Raw genomic sequence first — 19,986 nt, forward strand, 5'->3', positions numbered from 1 at the left:
GAAGCGAGCCCTGAGATGAGTCATCCCTGACCCCTTGAGGGTCCTAAAGGGCCGTTGGAGACCACAACGTTGATAGGCGGGGTGTGTAAGTGCAGCGATGCATTGAGCTAACCCGTACTAATTACCCGTGAGGCTTAACCATACAACACCCAAGAAGTGTTCTAAGGCTTGTAGCAAATAGAACGAACTACTCAAATTCAGTGATAGTGACAAGCCAAGCGCAACATCACTACTCACGTCAGCTTTCCAAGATTGAAGAATTTGCCTGGCGGCCATAGCGCCGTGGAACCACCTGATCCCATGCCGAACTCAGAAGTGAAACGCGGTAGCGCCGATGGTAGTGTGGCATTCGCCATGCGAGAGTAGGACACTGCCAGGCACCTAATTAAACAGCGATGTGAAGAATCACGACGCTGGCTGCGAGGATGACACCTCATAGAAGCGGCACATGATTTAGCGAAAGCTAACCGAATGCGGAGCGGTAGTTCAGTCGGTTAGAATACCGGCCTGTCACGCCGGGGGTCGCGGGTTCGAGTCCCGTCCGCTCCGCCACTAATTTGAAGGCCTTCCCGATTGGGAAGGCCTTTTTGCTATGGGCGGTTTGCTCATAAGAGCCACAGATTTGCACACCAGAGCCAACACAAGCCCAGTCTGACGACCGGGCTTTGGTGTTTTTAGCCTGCTGGTGAGCTGCCGACATCCCACTGCGATGACACTACCTTCCCCTGTTGACGTTCTTGTTACTGTTTCCACTTCTTTATCGCGGCACATCCATCTTGGCCATAGAGCTTGAGGATTAAATCAGGCCATCTTGCAACGGTACGTCATCGCTTCCACTTGTTTGTCTAATTCCTTTATTTGTTTATGGATTTACTCCATTAAAACAGTTTCTTATCAAGAGTGAGCTGTTCTGCGGCAGGAATATTACATGATTCAAATGATAATGATTATTGTTTGAATGATCATGACAGGGTCGTTACAATGCGGGCTGATTAATAAAGTGCTTTTCAAATGAGCCTTTTCTAATGCGCGCCTGGCCGGATGCCGAGCGTTGTAATGAGTGAAGTAAGGGAATACGTCACCTTCCTACAAAAAATGTTCAGGCTAAAACATGATAACAGTGAAACCAAACAAGCTTGCCTTGCTGATCTGCTCCCTTCTTGCGACTCAAGCCTATGCTGCCGAGCAGGAGGTGATGGTCGTCACCGCCTCTGGCTTTCAGCAGAAGATCGAAGATTCTGCAGCCTCCATCTCTGTGATTACCCGCGAGCAGCTGGAGAAGCGGGCATATCGGGATGTAACCGATGCCTTGAAGGATGTGCCAGGTGTGGTAGTGACTGGCGGTGGCAGCAGCAGCGATATCAGTATTCGCGGTATGGGCTCGAAATACACCCTTATGCTGGTTGATGGTAAAAAGGTGGATAGCCGTGGTACCCGGCCCAATAGCGATGGACCCGGTATCGAGCAAGGCTGGTTGCCACCGCTACAGGCGATCGAGCGGATTGAGGTCGTCCGTGGGCCCATGTCATCCCGTTATGGCTCAGATGCCATGGGTGGGGTGATCAACGTGATTACCCGCAAGACCACCGGTCTGGCCTGGCAGGGCTCGGTTCATGCTGATTCGACCTTCCAGGAAAACAAGGATGCCGGCAACAGCTTCCAGACTGATGCCTATACCGCAGGCTCACTGATCGATGGTGTGTTGGGGCTGCGCTTCAATGGACAGCTCGCTCATCGTGGTGAAGACAAATTTACCCAGGGCTTTGCCGAGCAGGAGACTCGCAGTGGCACGGCCGTGCTCAGTTTCAAGCCTGATGACCATAACCGCTTCGATCTGGAAGTCAGTCGCAGCCTGCAGGATCGGGATCGTACTGCCGGCAATTCGCTGGATGCCAAGGCGAAAGATAGCCTCAACAGCTACGAGCGCACCAACTACGCGCTAACCCATGACGGTCAATATGAGTTCGGCTCTTCCAGCAGCTATCTGCAGCAGGAGACCAACACCAACCCAGGCCGCAGGATGGAGCTCACCAACACCATCGCCGATACTCACACCCAGTTCATTTTGGGGGATCACTACCTGAGTGTCGGTGGTCAGTATCGCTATGAGGATCTACACGATCAGGGCAATACCCTGAAAGTGGCCAATCCTGCCGAGCAGCTGACCCGCTGGAGCTGGGCGATGTTTGTCGAGGATGAGTGGTCACTTACTGACAGCTTTGCCCTGACCGGTGGCGCCCGCATGGATCGGGATCAGAACTACGGCACTCACTGGAGCCCGCGCCTCTATGGCGTCTGGCATCTGGATCAGAGCTGGACCCTGAAAGGGGGCGTCTCGACCGGTTATCGCTCCCCTGACTTGCGGATGTCAGCGGCCAACTGGGGTCAGGTCACCGGTGGTGGCAGCCTGGATGGCATGCTGGTTGGCAACCCGGATCTCAAACCCGAGACCAGCGTGAGTGAAGAGATCGGTCTGCTGTGGAACGGTCATCAGGGCTTCAATGCCGGGATTACCCTGTTCAACACCGACTTCAAGAACAAGATCTCAGAAGTGCGCCGCTGTACTGACAAGAAGCAGCCTGCCTGTACGCTCAATGGTCACAGCTATGATTTCATCAGCGATCGGGTCAACGTCGACAAGGCGAACATGCGTGGGGTCGAGGGGATGATGGATTGGGCCATCAATGAGGATTGGTCGGTCAGCTCTAGCTACACATTCACTCAATCCGAGCAGAAGAGCGGCCCGCTGGCAGGCCATGCCCTCAACCAGATGCCCCGCCATATGTTCAACGGCAGTGTCGATTGGCAGACCACCGAGGATCTCAACCTCTGGTCACGGGTCAACTTCCGTGGCGAGACCTCCGAATACCTGAGCCGTGTGAAGATGGCGGATGGGACTCCTTCCTACACCTTCTTTGACATGGGGCTGGTCTACAAGGCCAACAAGCATCTGGATCTGACCGCCGGGGTCTATAACCTGTTCGACAAGACGGTGGATTACAGCAGTTATGGCACAGTGCTGGATGGTCGCCGCTACAACCTGGGTGTGACCTACAACTTCTGATAGGCATAACATTACACGGCCGCCATCATCCGATGGCGGCCGTTTTTATTGCGCTTCCGTCAGGGGGCTATGCCTGATAGGGGGCTGCTTGCCAGGTATTGCGCCCCAGTCCCTTGGCCTGATACATGAGGGCGTCAGCCTGCCGTAGTAGCTGCTCGGCATCGACCTCTCTCTTTGCCGCAACCCAGACTGCCCCGGTGCTGATGGAGAGGGTCACCTCGCCACTGCTGGTGTGCAGGGTTTGCCGGTTGCTCTCCAGGCAAATGCGCTCGGCCCACTCTTCTGTCTCTGCCAATGTGGCCAGCGGCAGCAGCAGGCAAAACTCCTCGCCCCCGATGCGGGCCAGCAGAGCCTCTTCGGGCAACAGATTCGTCACAGTAGTGGCCAGCTTTTCCAGCAACAGATCTCCGATGCCATGACCAAAGCGGTCATTGGTCTCCTTGAAGTGATCCACATCGAATAGCAGCAGGGCACTGGCCATGCCGCTTGCCAGCCGTTGCTCCATGGCGGGCATGAATGCCCGTCGATTAAGTAGCCCAGTCAGAGGATCGGTACTGGCCAGTTTCTCCAGTCTTGCGTTTGCACGGCTCAGCTCGGCGGTACGGCTCGCGACTGCGCGCCTCAGCTGTATTATGTAAGCTGCCAGAATCCCCCCTCCTGCCAGCAACAGCCAGGGACCAAGGTGGATGGGGTAGACGGTCTCGACATGCATCCATTTGCGGATGATCCGCTCCCGATCGCTCTCTTTGATCTTGGCGAATCCCTCTTCCAGCCGGTTTAACAGGGCAAGGTCGCCCTTTTTCACCGCAAAGCGGATCTGGTCGGTATAGAGGTGGCGAACCGGAATAAAGCGGGTGGGATCGTCGGAGGTATAGATGTAGAAGTTGGCGACCTGCAGATCGGCGATAAAGGCCTTTATGTCGCCCCGAAAGGCCGCCGCCAGCAGGGTATCATTGTCATCAAAGGTCTGCAGTCTGGTTCCGGGAAAGTAGCGTCTGGCGTAATACTCTTCGTAGCCACCGGCTACCACACCGACTGTTTCATGGAGCAGGTAGTAATGGACATCGGTGCCGCGCAATTCGCTCGAGAAGAAGAGCTGTGAGTCGAGCTGGGCGAGAGGCAGGCCATAGTCGAACTGCTTGTCCCGCTCCGGTGACCAGAGCAGCCCGGCGTGAACGTCGGTTTTTCCCTTCTGGAGCAAGTCGAGAGAGCCCTGCCAGTCGACCAGCCGGAACTCGATCTTCTGGCCGGTGACCCTGGCATATTCACGCCACAAATCGATCAGCAAACCATCCGGCTGACCCGACTCATTGATATAGGAGAAGGGCTGCCAGGCTTTGGAGTTGGTAATGATGATCGGCTCTTCCTGTGCGTTGGCACAGGCTGGAGGGGCAAGTGCGAGCAGCAGGAGCCCCCATCCGATACTGATCAAGACTCCTGTCCTGGAATAAGCCATCCTTGCTCCACTCCGTTGCCAAATACCGTGCGTGGTCATCAATTATCTCCGCCTTCATCATAGAAGAACAGGGGTCAGGATGATGAAGTTTGCACACAGAGAGGCCAGGCGCAGCAGGGCAAACAAATAGAGTAATGACTTACAAAGGCAGGCTTATTCGTGCCTCCAGCCCACCTTGTGGCCGATTGAGCAGGGTCAGTTCGCCGCCGTGCTGATGGACCAGGGTACGGGCAATGGAGAGCCCGAGCCCCACGCTGCCGGACTCGGTGTTGCGGGCTTCGTCTAGCCGTACGAAGGGTTTGAACACATCTTCCAGCCGCGCAGGATCGATTCCCGGCCCGTTGTCACAGACCCGGATCAACAGCTCTTCCTTGCAGCGCTCCAGCGACACTTCGGCGCTGCCGGCATATTTGATGGCGTTGCCGATCAGGTTCTGCAATACCCGGCGCAAGGTGTTGGCTCTGCATGCGTAAACCTCTTTGCCCTCCGCCAGACAGGTGACCGGCTGACCCGTGTCGGCATAGTCATCGCAGAGGCTGACCAGCAGACTGACCAGATCAAGTTCGCGGGTGGCCTCCTGCAGCCCCTCCTCGCGGGCAAAGCTGAGGGTTGCCGCCAGCATTTGTTCCATCTGTTGCAGGGTCTGCTGGATGCGGAGCTTGTCCTCGCCATCGGCCAGAAATTCGGTACGCAGCCGCAGGCTGGTGATGGGGGTGCGCAGGTCGTGTGAGATAGCCGCCAGCATCCGGGTTCTGTCCTGCACGAAGCGGTCGAGCCGGGTGTGCATCCGGTTGAAGGCCTGGATCGACTCGCGTATCTCAATCGGCCCCACCTCCTGAAGTGGCTCTATATCCTCGCCCCGGCCCAGTCGCTCGGCATTGCCTGCCAACTGTTTGAGCGGTCGGGTGGCGCGGCGGAACAGCAACACCATCAGCCCGATAACCAGACTGGCAACCAGCATCAGGTTGAGGGTGGTTTGCCACGACCAGCTGCCCACCTCCTTGTCGACCAGTGAGCTGAACTGTAGCCAGCCACCCTGCGGCAGTTCGATGGAACCATAGAGTCGCATGTCGCGTGAAGGTGGTGGTGGCCCCTTGCGATCCCGCATCATTCTTGCGTGATGTTCCCACGCCTTGCTGCGTTGGGCATCTTCTTTCAGCTCGGCGCTGATCTCGATGGTAAGGCCTTGCGGGTAGCCGAGCCGTGAGCGTACCAGCTGTTCGAAACGGGGGCTGCGGTTGTCCGGTTGCAACGGTTCGTCGGAGAGGCGCAGTAGCAGGGTTTCGCTGCGGCTCGCCTTGAGGATCTCGTCATAGAGGGAGGGAGGGGAGAGGGAGAGCAGCCTGACCACCGAGATGATCCGCTGCATGGCGTTGCGGCTGTTGACGAAACCGAGCGCCTCCTCCCGATCAGAACGGTAGATCTGGATGCTGAGCAGCTGGATCAGGATCAGCCCCGCCAGCGCCACCAGAATGATCTGGCCTGTCAGCCCTTTGGGCCACATTTGTGCCCACAGTCGTTTCAAAAAGGCCACCGCTTATGCCTGCGTCACGTCGGCGGAGAACATATAGCCGCCGCCCCAGATGGTCTTGATCAGCTCCGGATTCTTGGGATCTCGTTCCAGCTTGCGGCGCAGGCGGCTCACCAGGGTATCGATGGCGCGATCGAAGGCCACCGCCTCGCGGCCACGGGCCAGGTCCAGCAGTTGATCCCGGCTCAATACCCGCTGCGGGCGTTCGAGAAACACCTTGAGCAGATCAAACTCGGCGGTGGAGAGGCTGAGTCCCACCCCATCCTCATCCACCAGCTCCCGGCGATTGACGTCGAGTAGCCAGCGATCGAAGCGCAGATCCCGGGTCAGGGTTTCGGCGGCAGGCTGGGTTTCGGCCTGGGTGCGGCGCATCACCGCCTTGATCCGCGCCAGTAACTCGCGCGGATTGAAAGGCTTGGCCAGATAGTCGTCGGCTCCCATCTCCAGTCCTATGATGCGATCGGTCTCTTCCCCCATGGCGGTGAGCATGATGATGGGCAGGTTCGATTTGACTCTCAGCTCGCGGCAGAGAGTCAGGCCATCTTCACCCGGCATCATCAGATCCAGCACCAGCAGGTCGAACTCCCGCTCCTCCAGCAGTCGCTTCATCTCCTTGCCATCCCGGGCGCAGCTGACCCGCAGGCCGTGCTGTTCCAGAAAGCGCTTCAAGAGATCGCGGATCTCGCTGTGGTCGTCGACCACCAGAATGTGGGTGTTGCCCTGGTTCATGGATACCTCCCCTGCTTGGCGTTGGCCCGAGTATACGAAAATCCGGCCGATGGTTTGTGTCAAAGTGTGCCAGATCCGCACGATGCCACACTCTGCTACAAAAAAGGGCGATGCTGGCAAAGTTCAGACACCGATAGGGTGTTTACTTGAGGGCAAGGCAAGAGCGCCGAACCAGAATCATCCCTACAGGAGATAGACCATGAAAAAGCTGACCAAAACCCTGCTGACTGCCACCCTGATCCTTGGCCTGCCGCTGGGCGCCTATGCAGCCAGTGAAGCTGCCCCCACCGGCCAGCCCGGAGCCATGGTGGACTGCCCGATGGACGGTAGTGGCATGATGGGTGGCAAGCACCATGGTGGTCGCCATGACAAGATGGCCCGCATGCAGAACATGACCCCGGAACAGATCCAGGCCAACCTGCAGCAACGTTATGATCGCATAGAGGATCCTGCCAAGAAGGCGGAGTTCATCAAGAACCTCAACGAGCGTGCCGCCGGCATGACCAAGCACGCCGAAGCGATGAAGCAGTTCGCCGAAGCGAACCAGTAACGCTGCTGCAGTAGCAGACCACATGACAAACCCAAAGGGTGGCCAGGGCCACCCTTTTTGCTCTTGTTGTGTTGAGCGACAGAGCTTGTCTGAATGCAGACAATTGCCAATAAAAGAGGGGGAGCCTGATGCTCCCCCTCTTGCCATCTGTACCGGTGCGGGGTTTCGCCCTACCCACCGGACGAGTGAACTTAGCCCTGAGCCTTGTCGGTCAGGGCTACTTTCTTGACGGTTTCCCCTTCGAACTTGATGACCACGTTCTTCTTGGTAGCATCGGTATCTTTCAGCAGGGTCTTGGTGGTCTCGGCCAGCATGGGAGACGCCTTGTTCAGGGCATCCAGGTCATAGGTCCACACTTCCAGACCGGCTTCGGTCTTGGTAGAGGCCGGCGCACCCAGCTTATCCTTGACCGCCTGCTTGTTGGAACCACCTTCCTTGATATCCAGTGCCTTCTTGATGGCTTCGTTGGATGCGCTATCCATGGCTCCGGATACGGCGGTGCTGGCCGCATCCTTGACGCTGCTGGTGACGCTGTCGGTCAGCGAGTCCATCAGGCCGGCATTGGCAAACAGGGGCAGGGTGGTGAGGGCAACCAGCAAACTCTTTTTCATTTTCTACAGCTTCCATGGGTTCAATGAGGCGGCTATGAAATCAGCAAAGATATTGGGCGTCAAGTGAGGCATGCAATTAACATTTCTGTTAACTGTCTCTCATTTTTCGCCAGCCATAAACAGTTTTGGTATCTCCCGCACCAACCAGCTTTTGGCCTTACCCATGGTGTCTCGCCGCCAGGCCAGCACTACTTGCAACTGATGGCGGTATTCGGGGCTGATCACCTTGAGCCGCCCGGCCCTGATATCTTCGTCAATCCAGCTCTTCGGCATGGTGCCGACCCCGATCCCCGCCAGCAGGGCATCCCGTTTCTCTGCCATGGAACTGACGGTGAGGCGTGGTTGTTTGTCCAGCAGGCGATAGGTGAGCACAGGTTTGCGCAGGGCGGTATCAGCGACCGCAATGGCGCGGTAGCGACGCAGGGTCTCATCTGCCAGCGGTTCCGGCTCCTGGTGGAGGGGATGATCAGGGTGGGCGACATAGAGCATCACCTCCTCTTTCAGCACCTGATGCTTGATGCCGGTCATCATGATGTCCGGGTTGATGGTGGAGATCAGCAGATCGGCACGGCCATCTTCCAGACACTCCCAGCTCCCTGCCAGCACCTCGGCCCGTAGCCGCAGGCGGGTATCGGTCTGTTCGGCCAGTCGCTCAACCAGAGGGAAAAGTGTTTGCAACGGAGTCAGCGCATCAACGGCGACAGTGATGTCGGTCTCCCAGCCACGGGCCAGCGCCCGGGTTTCGCCCACCAGATGTTCGGCTGCTTCCAGCAGCACCCTGCCTCGCTCCAGCAGCATGCGTCCGGCCGGGGTGAACTTGGTGCGGTGCCCGCTGCGGTCAAACAGCATGGCATCCAGTTCGTCCTCCAACTTCTGCACTGTATAGCTGAGCGCTGATGGCACCTTGCCCAGCTCGTCGGCGGCCGCCGCGAAGCTGCCGCGGCGGTCGATGGCGTCCAGTACCCGGATAGCTTCCAGGGTCAGCGCCCGCTCCTTGTTCGATTCCTTGGCCATTATCACCTTCAATTTTTTTGAATATGTTTGCCAGATTATCTCGCTAACAAGTTAGGTCAAGCACGTTTAATATTCAATTATCGCTTGGGCAGGAACGCCGAGCGGCCAAATATGCGGGAAGTTCCGCACTGTGACACACCAATTCGGTCTGTCTGATGTCGGTGAAAGAACAACACACTATTTGAATAACCTCTTGCATGGATGCATTGATTCTGGCCGAAACGGCCTTGGCAATGACATAAAACCAAGAGAGTGAATGAACATGAAAAACGTAATCAAGATGTTGGCCGCTGCAGGCCTGATGACCGCTGGTTTCGCGCAGGCTGCCGTACCGGCAGACTTCAACGCCACTCCGGGCGTGCTGTTTGTGAAGTGGAACGCCACTGCTGCGATGTATGGCAAAAGCAATCCGATGCTGGAGGTACGTAACGAGTCTGGCGATCTGCTGGCATCGGTTCACGCCAACCTGACCGGTACCCAGCAGGTGCATATCCCGAGCCGTACCCAGGGTAACCTGACCGTCAACCTGGCCGGTGAGAGTAGCGAGTATCGTATTCCGTTCGGCATCGGTAGTGGCAAAGACCGCTAAGTCGAACCCCTGATAGATGAGGAGCAGACCATGATGCAATTGAGAGCCGCAGAAGCGCGGGGCAAGGCCAACTTTGGCTGGCTGGACGCGCGCCACAGTTTCTCCTTCGGTCACTACTATGACCCGGAGTGGATGGGGCACTCGGTACTGCGGGTGATCAATCAGGATCTGGTTGCGCCGGGTGGCGGATTCGCCACCCACCCTCACGCCAACATGGAGATCCTCACCTGCGTGCTGCAAGGCACCATAGAGCACAAGGACAGCCTCGGCCATGCCGAGCAGATCCCGGCAGGGGATTTCCAGCTGATGAGCGCAGGCAGCGGGATCCGCCACAGCGAGTACAACCCCTCGCAGACGGATCCTCTCTCCCTGTTGCAGATCTGGATCGAGCCGAACGAGTTCGGCACGCCACCCGGGTATCAGCAGAAGAAGATCGAGTCCAGACCGGGCATGACGCTGGTGGCGTCACCGGATGGCGAGGCGGGATCGCTGCGGATCCGCCAACAGGCCCGCGTATGGCGGCTGGAACTGGCCCCGGGCGAGGCGCTCGAATGGGCACTGGCTGGCCGACACGGTTACCTGCAGATGATTTCAGGGGAGTTGACCGCCAACGGTCTGGCTGCCCGACCCGGCGACGGGGTACTCAGTCGTGATGAATACCGGTGGGAGCTGGTTGCGACCAGTGCCAGCCAAGCTCTGTTATTTGACCTACCCTGAAGCAGTCAGCGGTGATGTGACACAAACGAGGAATATGAAATGGACAAGATGAAAGATGTAGCGCTGCTGGCGGGTCGTGTACTGCTGGCGCTGATGTTCGTAATGGCGGGCTGGAGCAAGATCGGCGGCTATGCCGGTACTCAGGGCTATATGGAAGCGATGGGCGTGCCGGGCTTTATGTTGCCGCTGGTGATCCTGCTTGAGCTGGGTGGTGGCCTTGCCGTCGTGCTGGGTCTCTTTACCCGCAGCCTCTCCGTGCTGCTGGCCGGTTTCACCCTGATGGCTGCCTTTATTTTCCACTATCAGCCTGCCGAACAGATGCAGATGCTGATGTTTATGAAGAACGTCTCAGTGGCCGGTGGTTTCCTGGCGCTGGCGGCGGCCGGAGCAGGGGCTTTCAGTGTGGATGCCCGTCTCGGCAAAAACTGGTAATGCCCTGAAGAGTCAAGTTTTCCAATGCCTTTTGGCCGGTGCAACTGCACCGGCTTTTTTCTGTCTGCGTTTTCCGGATAGGTGAGGCGGTGCGTCAAATCTGCGGCGCCCCTCATGGTTCAGCGGTTTACCCGCCTGCTGGCCACAAGAGCCTTTTGCATCTTCCCCCCCGATCCCTGACAATTCCCTCTCTTGTGAAGTGATGGAAATGGCTCGCCTTTTCCCTCGCCCCCTCTCATCCACAGGCGGGAATTGCTCATGTTTACCCTCTACCACTCCAATCAGCTGGATCTGCTCAAAGAGCTGCTGGTGAGCCGCATCCGGCAGGCCCCTCTCTCTCACCCCTTAGATCGGGAGCAGATCCTGGTGCAGAGTCCGGGCATGGCCCAGTGGCTCAAGCTGGAGCTGGCCAAAGCGTTCGGCATCGCAGCCAATATCGACTTTCCGCTGCCCGCCAGCTTTATCTGGGAGATGTTCACCCGGGTGCTGGCGGATGTACCGCGCCAGAGCCCCTACAACAAGGGCTCAATGAGCTGGCAGCTGATGACCATTCTGCCCGCCTTGCTGGATCGCCCCGCCTTTGCCCCGCTCGCCGCCTATCTGGGCGGGGGAGATGAGGAGGAGCCTGCCAAGGAGCCCGAGCAGGTGCGGTTGTGGCAGCTCTGCCAGAAGGTAGCGGATCTCTTTGACCAATATCTGGTCTACCGGCCGGACTGGATCGCCCGTTGGGAAGAGGGGGAAGGATTGAGTCAGGAGCTGGCCGGGGTGAGCGGTCAGGATTGGCAGCCGGAGCTGTGGCGTGAGCTGGTGGCCCGCACGTTGGCGCTCTCTCCGAGTGGCTACCACCGCGCCAACCTCTACGAGGAGTTTATCCACGAGCTGGAGCGTACTGCCGATCTGCCGGGCAAGCTGCCGCAGCGGGTGTTCGTATTCGGCATCTCGGCGCTGCCGCCGCGCTATGTGGAGGCGCTGCTGGCCCTCGGCAGCCGGCCGGAGGTGGAGGTGCACCTGTTCGTCACCAACCCCTGCCGCTACTACTGGGGGGATCTGCTGGATCGCAAGACCCTGGCTCGGCTGGAGAACAAGCTCAAACCCGGCACCGATATCGAGACATTGCAGGGCCCCGCCAACCCGCTGCTCGCCTCCATGGGCAAGCTGGGGCGCGACTACCTGCATCAGCTGATGGAGCTGGAGGTGCCGCAAATCGAGGCTTTCGTCGATATCGACGAAGTTGATGGCAAAGGCAATGTCAGCCTGCTGCGCGCCATCCAGAAGGATGTGCTGGAGCTGGCCGAGCGAGGCGCCGGTCAGTTCGATCTCGACAGCAGCCACCACAAGAGCCCCATCGATCCGGCGGATGGATCCTTGCAGATCCACGCCTGCCACGGCCCGATGCGCGAACTCGAGGTGCTGCACGACCGGCTGCTGGCGCTGTTCGAGCAGGACCCGTCCCTCACTCCGAAAGACGTGGTGGTGATGATGCCGGATGTGAACAGCTACGGCCCCTACATTCAGGCGGTGTTTGGCGCGCGCGGTCAGATCCCGTTTGCGGTATCGGATCGGGCGGCGAGTCAGGAGAGCCCGCTGCTGCAAAGCTTCCTCGCCCTGCTCAGGCTGCCCAATGCCCGCTTCGGGGCAGGGGAGCTGCTCGCCATTCTCGAGGTGCCCGCCGTGCTGCGCCGTTTCGAGCTGGATGACGACGAGTTCAACCAGCTGCGGGTCTGGGTGCAGGAGACCGGCATCCGCTGGGGGCTGGACGACGGCTACCCCGTCCGTTTCGATCTGCCGCCCATGTCCGGCAACAGCTGGCTGTTCGGCCTGCGCCGCATGCTGCTCGGCTTCGCCATGGGGGATGGCGAGCCGGTGGCGGGCATTCTTCCTTACGCCGATATCGAGGGGCAGCAGGGGTTGGCACTCGGCAAGCTCGCCTGGTTTGTCGATTCGCTGGCCGAATTCCTGCCCCGCCTGCAGCAGGCGCAGCCGCTGGCCGAGTGGAACGCCTGCCTGCTGGCGCTGCTGGAGCGTTTCTATCTGGCCGACGAAGATGAAGAACGTCAGCTCCAGCTGATTCGCAGCCAGCTGGTCGAGTGGCAGACCCGGCTCGACGAAGCCCGCTTCGAGCAGCCCATCACCGCCGATCTGTTGCAGGATTACCTCGGCAGCGTGCTGGGGGAGTCCCGCTCAAGCCAGCGCTTCCTCGCCGGTCAGGTCAACTTCTGCACCCTGATGCCGATGCGCTCCATCCCCTTCAAACAGGTCTGCCTGCTCGGCATGAACGACGGTGTCTACCCGCGCACCCTGGCTCCCATGGGGTTCGATCTGATGGCGGTGGCGTCGCGGCGCGGGGATCGCTCCCGTCGTGATGATGACCGCTACCTCTTCCTCGAGGCACTGCTCAGCGCCCAGCAGGGGCTCTATATCAGCTATCAGGGCTTCAGCGCGCAGGACAACAGCGACAAGGTGCCATCCGTGCTGCTGGCCGAACTCATCGACTATGTGCGGCAGGGCTTTGTGCTGGCGGGGGATGAGGAGCTGGACGACGAAACCTCCGGCAAGCGGCTGCTCAACCACCTGATGGTGGCGCACCCGCTCACCCCCTACAGCCGCAACTACTTCTACCCGGAGGCGGGTTCACGCCTCTTTACCTATGCCGCCGACTGGTTGCCCGCCCTCAATCCGGTGCGCGGCGCGGCCAACTTCCAGAGCGGCGAGCTGCCTTTGCCCCCCGAATGGGGCAAGGAGCAGGGGCTGGAGCTGGCGGAGCTGCTGCGCTTCTATCGCCAGCCCACCAAATATTTCCTCAACCGTCGCCTCAAGGTGTGGTTTGAGCTGAACGAAGCCAACATCGAGGACAGCGAGCCGTTCGAGCTGGATGGCCTGCAACATTATCAGCTGAAAGATCTGCTGCTCGATGCCCATCTGGCGGAAGGTGAAAGTACCGAGCGTCGCGAGCGGTTGCAGCTCACCGGCCTGCTGCCGCAAGGGTGGTTCGGCAGCCTGCTGCTGGACGATCTGGATGCCGAGATGGGCAAGCTGGCGGATCGGCTGCGGCCATGGGTTGCGGCCAATGAGTCAGAAAAACAGGCGGTGGAGATCGATATCTCCCTCACTCAGGGCCAGCTGCAAGGGTGGATCGACACCCAGAAGGGGCGCTTGCTGGTGGTCAAACCCGGCAGCTTCAACGGCAAGGATCTGCTGCTGGGCTGGATCCAGCACCTCTGCCTCTCATTGAGTGGCGCCCCCGGCGACACCCTGCTGTTCGATGCCAAACAGAGTCTGCGACTGCCCAAGCTCTCTGCCGACGAGGCGCGGCCCAAGCTGGCGGCGCTGGTGGCGTGCTGGGCGCAGGGGATGAAGCGGCCGCTGCCCTTCTTCCCCAACACTGCCTGGGATTGGCTCAAGGCGATCGAGAAGGATCCGGACAAACCGGAGGCGGCCGACAAGGCGGCTCTCACCCGTTTCAACGGCGGCTGGATGATCAATGGGGAGGGGCAAGACGTTTACGTCGCCCGCTGCTTCCCCGAACTCGATGACGAGGTGCTGGGGCAGTTGCAGGCGCTGGCCCGCGAACACCTGACCCCGCTGCTCAAGACCCTGGAGGAGCTGAAATAATGGCTAACCCGCTCAATACATTGCGTTTTCCCCTCCATGGTGAACGACTGATCGAAGCTTCCGCCGGTACCGGCAAGACCTACACCATCGCCGGTCTCTACCTGCGCCTGCTGCTGGGTCACGGCCCGCTCATCGAAGAGGGCGCCGATGTGGGTCAGCCGAGCGCCCACGAGCGGCCGCTCTCGGTGACCGAAATTCTGGTGGTGACCTTTACCGAAGCCGCCACCGCCGAGCTGCGCGGGCGGATCCGCGGCCGCATCCACGAGGCGCGCCTCGCCTTTATGCGCGGCCATAGCAGTGACACCCTGCTGGCCCAACTGCTGGACGAGGTGAAGGATCACGAATTGGCGGCCCGTCGCCTGCTGGCCGCCGAGCGGCAGATGGACGAGGCGGCGGTCTTTACCATCCACGGCTTCTGCCAGCGGATGCTCAAGCAGAACGCCTTCGAGTCGGGCGCCCTCTTTGAAACCGAATTTCTCACCGACGACAGCCAGCTCAGGCTGCAGGCGGTGAGCGACTACTGGCGTGCCGAGTTCTATCCGGTGGATAAAGCCCTCGCCAGCGCGGTGCGCGCGCTCTGGCCGAGCCCCGCCGCCCTGCTGCGGGAGATGGGCAGCTGGCTCGACAATAGCGAGCTGGAGATCCACCCCGCGCTGGGGGACGAGACCCTTGCCGCCCGCCATCAGGCGGCCATGAGCCGCATCGCGGCAGTGAAAAACGAATGGCTGGCGCAGACGGACGAGATCCGCCGCCAGACCGACGGCCAGATCAGCCGCTACACCGGCAAGAACTACGAAGGGTGGCTTGCCAAGATAGCCGACTGGGCACAGGACGAAAGCAGTGGCTACGCCATCCCCAAGGAGCTGGAGCGCTTCGGCCAGAGGGTGCTGGAGGAGAACCTCAAGAAGGGGGGCGCAGTGCCGACCCTGCCGCTGTTCAGCCAGATCGACCAGCTGCTGGCGAGCCGCCCCGGTATTCGGGATCTCATCCTGCAACGGGCGGCCAAAGTAGTGCGCAGCCGGATGCAGGCGAGCAAGCGCCAAGCCCATCAGCTCTCGTTCGATGACCTGCTCAAAGATCTCGACGGGGCGCTCGGCTCCAGCCTTGGCGAGCGGCTGTGCGAGCGCATTCGCGCCACCTACCGGGTGGCGATGATCGATGAATTTCAGGATACCGATCCCCAGCAGTACCGCATCTTCCATCGGCTTTACGGTGGCCACACCGACACGGCGCTATTGATGATCGGTGACCCCAAGCAGGCCATCTACGGCTTTCGCGGCGCCGACATCTTTACCTACATTCAGGCGCGGCGAAATGTGAGCGCCCACTACACCCTCGGGCGCAACTGGCGCTCCAGCAGTGTGCTGGTGGGGGCGGTCAACGGCCTGTTCGAGCGAGCCAAGGATCCCTTTATCTACGAAGCGAATATCCCCTTCCTGCCGGTGGAGGCGCAGGGCAAGAGCAAGGCGCTGCTGCTCGATGGTGCCACCGCCCCCGTGCTCCACTGCTGGCAGCTGACCGGTCAGCCCACCTTCAACCGGGGGGATTACCAGAGCAAGATGGCCCGCGCCACCGCCGCCGAGATCCACCGCCTGCTGACCCTGGCTCGCGAGGGCAAGGCATTGATAGGTGACAAGGCGGTGAAGGCCGGGGATATCGCCGTGCTGGTGCGCACCGGCGCCGAGGGCAAGCTGGTGCAGCAGGAATTGGCGCGGCTCGCCATCGCCTCCGTCTATCTGTCGAACCGCGAGAGCGTGCTGGAGCAGAAGGAGGCGCGGGAGATCCTGCTGATTTTGCACGCCTGCCAGAACCCGAGCGAAGAGCGTAGCCTGCGGGCGGCGCTCGCCACCGGCCTGTTTGATCTCGATGCCAAGGCGCTCGATGGGCTGGCCAGCGACGAGCGGGCGTGGGAGAGCGCGGTGCAGGAGTTTATGGAGTACCGCAAGATCTGGCACCGCCGCGGCGTGCTGGCGATGCTGCGGGCCCTGCTGCACCGGCGCAATCTCGCCTCTTCGCTTTTGGCGAGCCCCTATGGCGAGCGGCGGCTGACCAACTTCCTCCATCTTGGCGAGCTGCTGCAACAGGTGAGCAGCGAGCTGGACGGGGAATATGCCCTGCTGCGCTGGCTGGGGGAGGCGGTGAGCCGCCCCAACGGGCAGGATGCGGAGCAGGTACTGCGCCTCGAATCCGAGCGGAAATTGGTGCAGATCGTCACCATCCACAAATCCAAGGGGCTGGAGTACCCGCTGGTATTCCTGCCCTTTATCTGCAGCCATAGAACCGCCGAGACCCCGCTCTATCACGAGGCGGACGAGGCGGGCAATCGCACCATTCTCGATCTGACCGGCGCCGACTCGTCGCTCGCCGAAGCGGACAGGGAACGGCTTGCCGAAGACCTGCGGCTGCTCTATGTGGCGCTGACCCGGGGCGTCTACGCCACCTGGCTGGGGCTGGCGCCGGTGCGGGCGGGAGCGGGCAAGTCGGAGAAGACCGACCTGCACCACACCGCCATCGGCTACCTGCTGCAAAAGGGCGAGGAGGGGGATGCCGAAACCCTGGCGACCGCGCTGACCGAGCTGGCACAGGCGCTGCCCGGGGTGGCTGTCGGTGAGCCCTCGCTCACCCGTCCGGCCCCGCTGCCGCCAGAGGAGGAGCAGTTGGGCGAGCCGCAGGTGCGCCACTTTAGCGGTTCCCTTGAGCGGGACTGGTGGATCAGCTCCTACTCCGGGCTGGCGGCGCAGGGTCACGGTCACAGTAAGGGCGTACTCGCCAATCCCGGCTTCGATGACGAGGTCGTCACCGAGGCGGCTGCATTGGCTTCCGAGCAACCGGACGAGGCACCCCAGCCCTCCATCTTCACCTTCCCGAAAGGGGCGCGCCCCGGCACCTTGCTGCACAGCCTGTTCGAGACCATCGATTTTCAGAGCGCTGCGGGTGAGCCGCTGGCAGAGCATATCGCCACCCTGCTGGCGCAAGATGGTTTCGACGAGAGTTGGGCCCCCGTGCTGCAACAGCAGGTGGAGGCGGTGCTCGATACTCCGCTCGATACCGGCTTTGGTGAGCCGGTGCGGCTGCGGGATTTGAGTGCCGAGCGCAAACAGGTGGAGCTGGAGTTCTTCCTGCCCATGGGGCGGGTGACGGCACCGGCGCTGACCGCCTTCTGCCAGCAGCACGACCCGCTGTCGCGGGGCAACAAGCCGCTCAGCTTTGCCACCGTGCAGGGGATGCTCAAGGGCTTTATCGATCTGGTGTTCGAGTGGCAGGGGCGCTGGTATCTGCTCGACTACAAATCGAACCACCTCGGCATGAGCCCCGCCGATTACAGCCGTCCGGCGCTGGAGCGGGCGATGGCCGAGCATCGCTACGACCTGCAATACCAGCTCTACTCGCTGGCGCTGCACCGGCTGCTCACCCTGCGCCTGCCGGGTTACGACTTCGAGCAGCACTTTGGCGGCGTTTTCTATCTGTTCCTGCGCGGCATGCCGCAGGGGGGCATTTTTCATACCCGCCCGAGCCGTGAACTGGTGCTGGGGCTGGATAAGTTGTTTCGCGAAGGCAGTGAGCTGCCAACAGCGGGATCCCAAGCATTTAACGAGGTAGAGGCATGAGCGGCACCATGATCAGCACCGCGACCAGCGCAATGATGGTTGAACGGCTCAAAACACTGGCGCTGGCTGGCCGTATTCGCCAGCTGGATCTGCAATTTGCCAGGCTGGTGGCTGACCTTGGCGGCAGCCCCGAGCTGGTGTTGGGGGCGGCGCTCACCTGCTTCGAGCTGGGGCGCGGCCATGTCTGTTTGCCGCTGGAGATGCTCGCTGCCGGATCATTGCGCCCGTTCGGGCTGGATCCCCAGCAGAGCCGGGATCTGTTGCTGGATCTGGCGGATCCTGCCCGCTGGCCCGCCCTGTTTGCGGCAAGCCCGCTGGTTGGCTGTGAGCAGAATGAGGGGCTCGCCCCGCGCTGGCCGCTGCGGCTCTGGCACGGGCGGCTCTATCTCACCCGTTACCACGACTTTGAGCAGGGGGTGGCCCGCCATCTGCGCGCTTTGAGTGAACGAGCCGAATGGCCGGAGATTGCTCCCGCCCTGTCGCGGCTGTTTGCCCGCGACTACGGGTTGGTGTTCGCGGCGCTGCTCAAGGCCCGCCTCGCCCCCGATTTCTCGGCCCGCCACTTTATCGAGAAGTATCTGGATCTGGTGTTCCCCAATGAAGTGGATTGGCCCGCCATCGAAGGGCTGCTCGCCAGCGCCCAGGCGGCGAGCGACTTGAGCAAGCTGGATGCGCTGGTGCCCGAGATGCTCTGCTGCAACGGCCAGAAGCTGGCGGCGGCCACGGCGGCGGCGCGCCCCTTTGCGGTGATCTCGGGTGGCCCCGGCACCGGCAAGACCACGACTGTGGCCAAGCTGCTCGCCATTCTGGTGGAGACCGGGCTGCAAGCAGGCAAGGCCCCGGCGATCCGGCTGGTGGCCCCCACCGGCAAGGCGGCGGCGCGCCTCACCGAGAGTATCGGCTCTGCCTTGCAGGCGTTGGATCTGCCCCCCGAGTGGGTCGAAGCGATCCCGACCGAAGCGGGCACCCTGCACCGGCTGCTCGGGGTCATTCCGGGGCGCAGCCAGTTCCGCCACCACGCGGGCAACCCGCTGCACCTCGACCTGCTGGTGGTGGATGAGGCCTCCATGGTCGACCTGCCGATGATGGCGCGCCTGCTCGATGCGCTGCCGAGCCACGCCCGCCTGATCCTGCTTGGCGACAAGGATCAGCTCGCCTCGGTGGAGGCGGGGGCTGTGCTCGGCGATATCTGCAGCTTTATCGAACAGGGCATCAGCCCGGCGCAGGCGGATTGGCTCTCCCGTCAGACCGGTTACCGCTTGCAGGGCACGCCCGTTGGGGCACCGGTGCGTGACAGCCTCTGTTTGCTGGCCAAGAGCTGGCGCTTTGATCAGCACTCTGGCATCGGTCAGCTGGCGCGCGCCTGCAACAGCGGCGATGCCACGGCGGTGGAATCAGTCTGGGGCGCAGGATTCGCCGATATCAGCCTGCACCCCTGGGCGGGGGAGGCCTACGACGCCCTGATTGCCCAGGGGGTGGCCGGTTACGGCAGCTATCTGAAGGCGGCTCGCGCGGGGGAAGCGCCCGCCGCCGTATTCAAGGCATTCAACAGCTTCCAGATCCTCTGCGCCCTGCGCGATGGCTCGTTCGGCGTGCTGGGGCTTAACGAGCGGCTCGAACTGGCCCTGTCACGGGCTGGGCTGATTGCCCGCGATGGCGACTGGTATGCCGGTCGCCCTGTGATGGTGGTGCGCAACGACCACGGGGTCGGCCTCTACAACGGCGATATGGGGCTCTGCCTGCCCGATGAAAGCGGGCGGTTAAAGGTATGGTTTGAGCAGCCGGACGGCACCCTGCGGGCCCTGTTGCCCAGCCGCTTGCCGCCCCATGAGACGGTCTACGCCATGACCATCCACAAATCCCAGGGTTCGGAGTTTGCCCATACCGTGCTGGTGTTGCCCGACAGCCCCAGCCCGCTGCTGACCCGCGAGCTGGTCTATACCGGCATCACCCGCGCCAAGGCGAAACTCGATCTCTACGGCGATCGCGCCCTGCTGGCACAAGCGGTGCGGAAAAAGACCGAGCGTTATTCCGGATTGGCACAGAGGTTGGGGGAGTGATTGATTGGATGGC

The 19,986-nt window shown here is 61.1% G+C and carries 13 protein-coding genes, 1 tRNA gene and 2 rRNA genes; 11 read left to right on the forward strand and 5 right to left on the reverse strand.

Going from position 1 to position 19,986, the window contains the following annotated elements:
- The 4 genes from G5367_RS08955 to G5367_RS08970 all read left to right on the forward strand — a co-directional run.
- Positions 1-142, forward strand: a 23S ribosomal RNA gene (locus tag G5367_RS08955); the annotation flags it as partial.
- Between the two features lie 122 nt (positions 143-264).
- Positions 265-379, forward strand: a 5S ribosomal RNA gene (gene rrf, locus G5367_RS08960).
- Between the two features lie 96 nt (positions 380-475).
- Positions 476-552: transfer RNA gene (locus tag G5367_RS08965), tRNA-Asp, on the forward strand.
- 559 nt (positions 553-1,111) lie between these two features.
- Positions 1,112-3,064 (forward strand): ligand-gated channel protein, encoded by a 1,953-nt coding sequence (locus G5367_RS08970; RefSeq protein WP_421245221.1) that lies wholly within the window; start codon positions 1,112-1,114, stop codon positions 3,062-3,064.
- A 67-nt stretch (positions 3,065-3,131) separates the two neighbouring features.
- On the opposite strand, the gene G5367_RS08975 is transcribed toward G5367_RS08970, so the two are convergent.
- The 3 genes from G5367_RS08975 to G5367_RS08985 all read right to left on the reverse strand — a co-directional run bounded on the left by G5367_RS08975 (position 3,132) and on the right by G5367_RS08985 (position 6,780).
- Positions 3,132-4,520 (reverse strand): diguanylate cyclase domain-containing protein, encoded by a 1,389-nt coding sequence (locus G5367_RS08975; RefSeq protein ID WP_421245222.1) that lies wholly within the window; start codon positions 4,518-4,520, stop codon positions 3,132-3,134.
- A 139-nt stretch (positions 4,521-4,659) separates the two neighbouring features.
- On the reverse strand, positions 4,660-6,024 hold the full coding sequence (locus G5367_RS08980) for an ATP-binding protein (RefSeq protein ID WP_005342707.1): 1,365 nt from the start codon (positions 6,022-6,024) through the stop codon (positions 4,660-4,662).
- A gap of 33 nt (positions 6,025-6,057) precedes the next feature.
- Entirely contained in the window at positions 6,058-6,780 is a 723-nt protein-coding gene (locus tag G5367_RS08985) for a response regulator (protein ID WP_005342708.1), read from the reverse strand.
- A gap of 199 nt (positions 6,781-6,979) precedes the next feature.
- Between G5367_RS08985 and G5367_RS08990 the strand changes: the two genes are divergently transcribed.
- The gene (locus G5367_RS08990; RefSeq protein WP_005342709.1) at positions 6,980-7,330 is read left to right on the forward strand and encodes a hypothetical protein; all 351 of its coding nucleotides are present in this window, start codon (positions 6,980-6,982) and stop codon (positions 7,328-7,330) included.
- Positions 7,331-7,521: 191 nt separating this feature from the next.
- Here G5367_RS08990 and G5367_RS08995 read toward each other — a convergent pair whose 3' ends face one another.
- Positions 7,522-7,941 carry a hypothetical protein gene (locus tag G5367_RS08995; protein ID WP_421245223.1) on the reverse strand — a complete coding sequence of 140 codons (420 nt, stop codon included), beginning with the start codon at positions 7,939-7,941 and terminating at the stop codon, positions 7,522-7,524.
- 99 nt (positions 7,942-8,040) lie between these two features.
- Positions 8,041-8,955 (reverse strand): LysR family transcriptional regulator, encoded by a 915-nt coding sequence (locus tag G5367_RS09000; RefSeq protein WP_005342714.1) that lies wholly within the window; start codon positions 8,953-8,955, stop codon positions 8,041-8,043.
- Positions 8,956-9,211: 256 nt separating this feature from the next.
- On the opposite strand from G5367_RS09000, the gene G5367_RS09005 reads away from it, so the two are divergent.
- The 6 genes from G5367_RS09005 (at position 9,212) to recD (ending at position 19,973) form a co-directional block, all read left to right on the forward strand.
- A complete protein-coding gene (locus G5367_RS09005; protein ID WP_236346140.1) occupies positions 9,212-9,544 on the forward strand; it encodes a hypothetical protein in 333 nt (110 codons plus the stop codon).
- A gap of 30 nt (positions 9,545-9,574) precedes the next feature.
- A complete protein-coding gene (locus G5367_RS09010; protein WP_108541868.1) occupies positions 9,575-10,261 on the forward strand; it encodes a pirin family protein in 687 nt (228 codons plus the stop codon).
- Positions 10,262-10,300: 39 nt separating this feature from the next.
- Positions 10,301-10,693 carry a DoxX family protein gene (locus G5367_RS09015; protein ID WP_005336513.1) on the forward strand — a complete coding sequence of 131 codons (393 nt, stop codon included), beginning with the start codon at positions 10,301-10,303 and terminating at the stop codon, positions 10,691-10,693.
- Between the two features lie 258 nt (positions 10,694-10,951).
- Positions 10,952-14,305: an exodeoxyribonuclease V subunit gamma gene (gene recC / locus G5367_RS09020; RefSeq protein ID WP_421245225.1), complete on the forward strand. Its 3,354-nt coding sequence runs from the start codon at positions 10,952-10,954 to the stop codon at positions 14,303-14,305.
- On the forward strand, positions 14,305-17,913 hold the full coding sequence (gene recB / locus G5367_RS09025) for an exodeoxyribonuclease V subunit beta (protein ID WP_421294187.1): 3,609 nt from the start codon (positions 14,305-14,307) through the stop codon (positions 17,911-17,913). The genes recC and recB overlap by 1 nt, the downstream gene beginning before the upstream one ends.
- Positions 17,910-19,973, forward strand: coding sequence for an exodeoxyribonuclease V subunit alpha (gene recD / locus G5367_RS09030; RefSeq protein ID WP_421294189.1), 2,064 nt, complete (start codon positions 17,910-17,912; stop codon positions 19,971-19,973). The genes recB and recD overlap by 4 nt, the downstream gene beginning before the upstream one ends.
- The last annotated feature ends 13 nt before the right edge of the window (positions 19,974-19,986 follow it).

The organism is Aeromonas sp. 604282 (assembly GCF_049170575.1).
In the GTDB taxonomy this organism is placed as follows: domain Bacteria; phylum Pseudomonadota; class Gammaproteobacteria; order Enterobacterales; family Aeromonadaceae; genus Aeromonas; species Aeromonas veronii_A.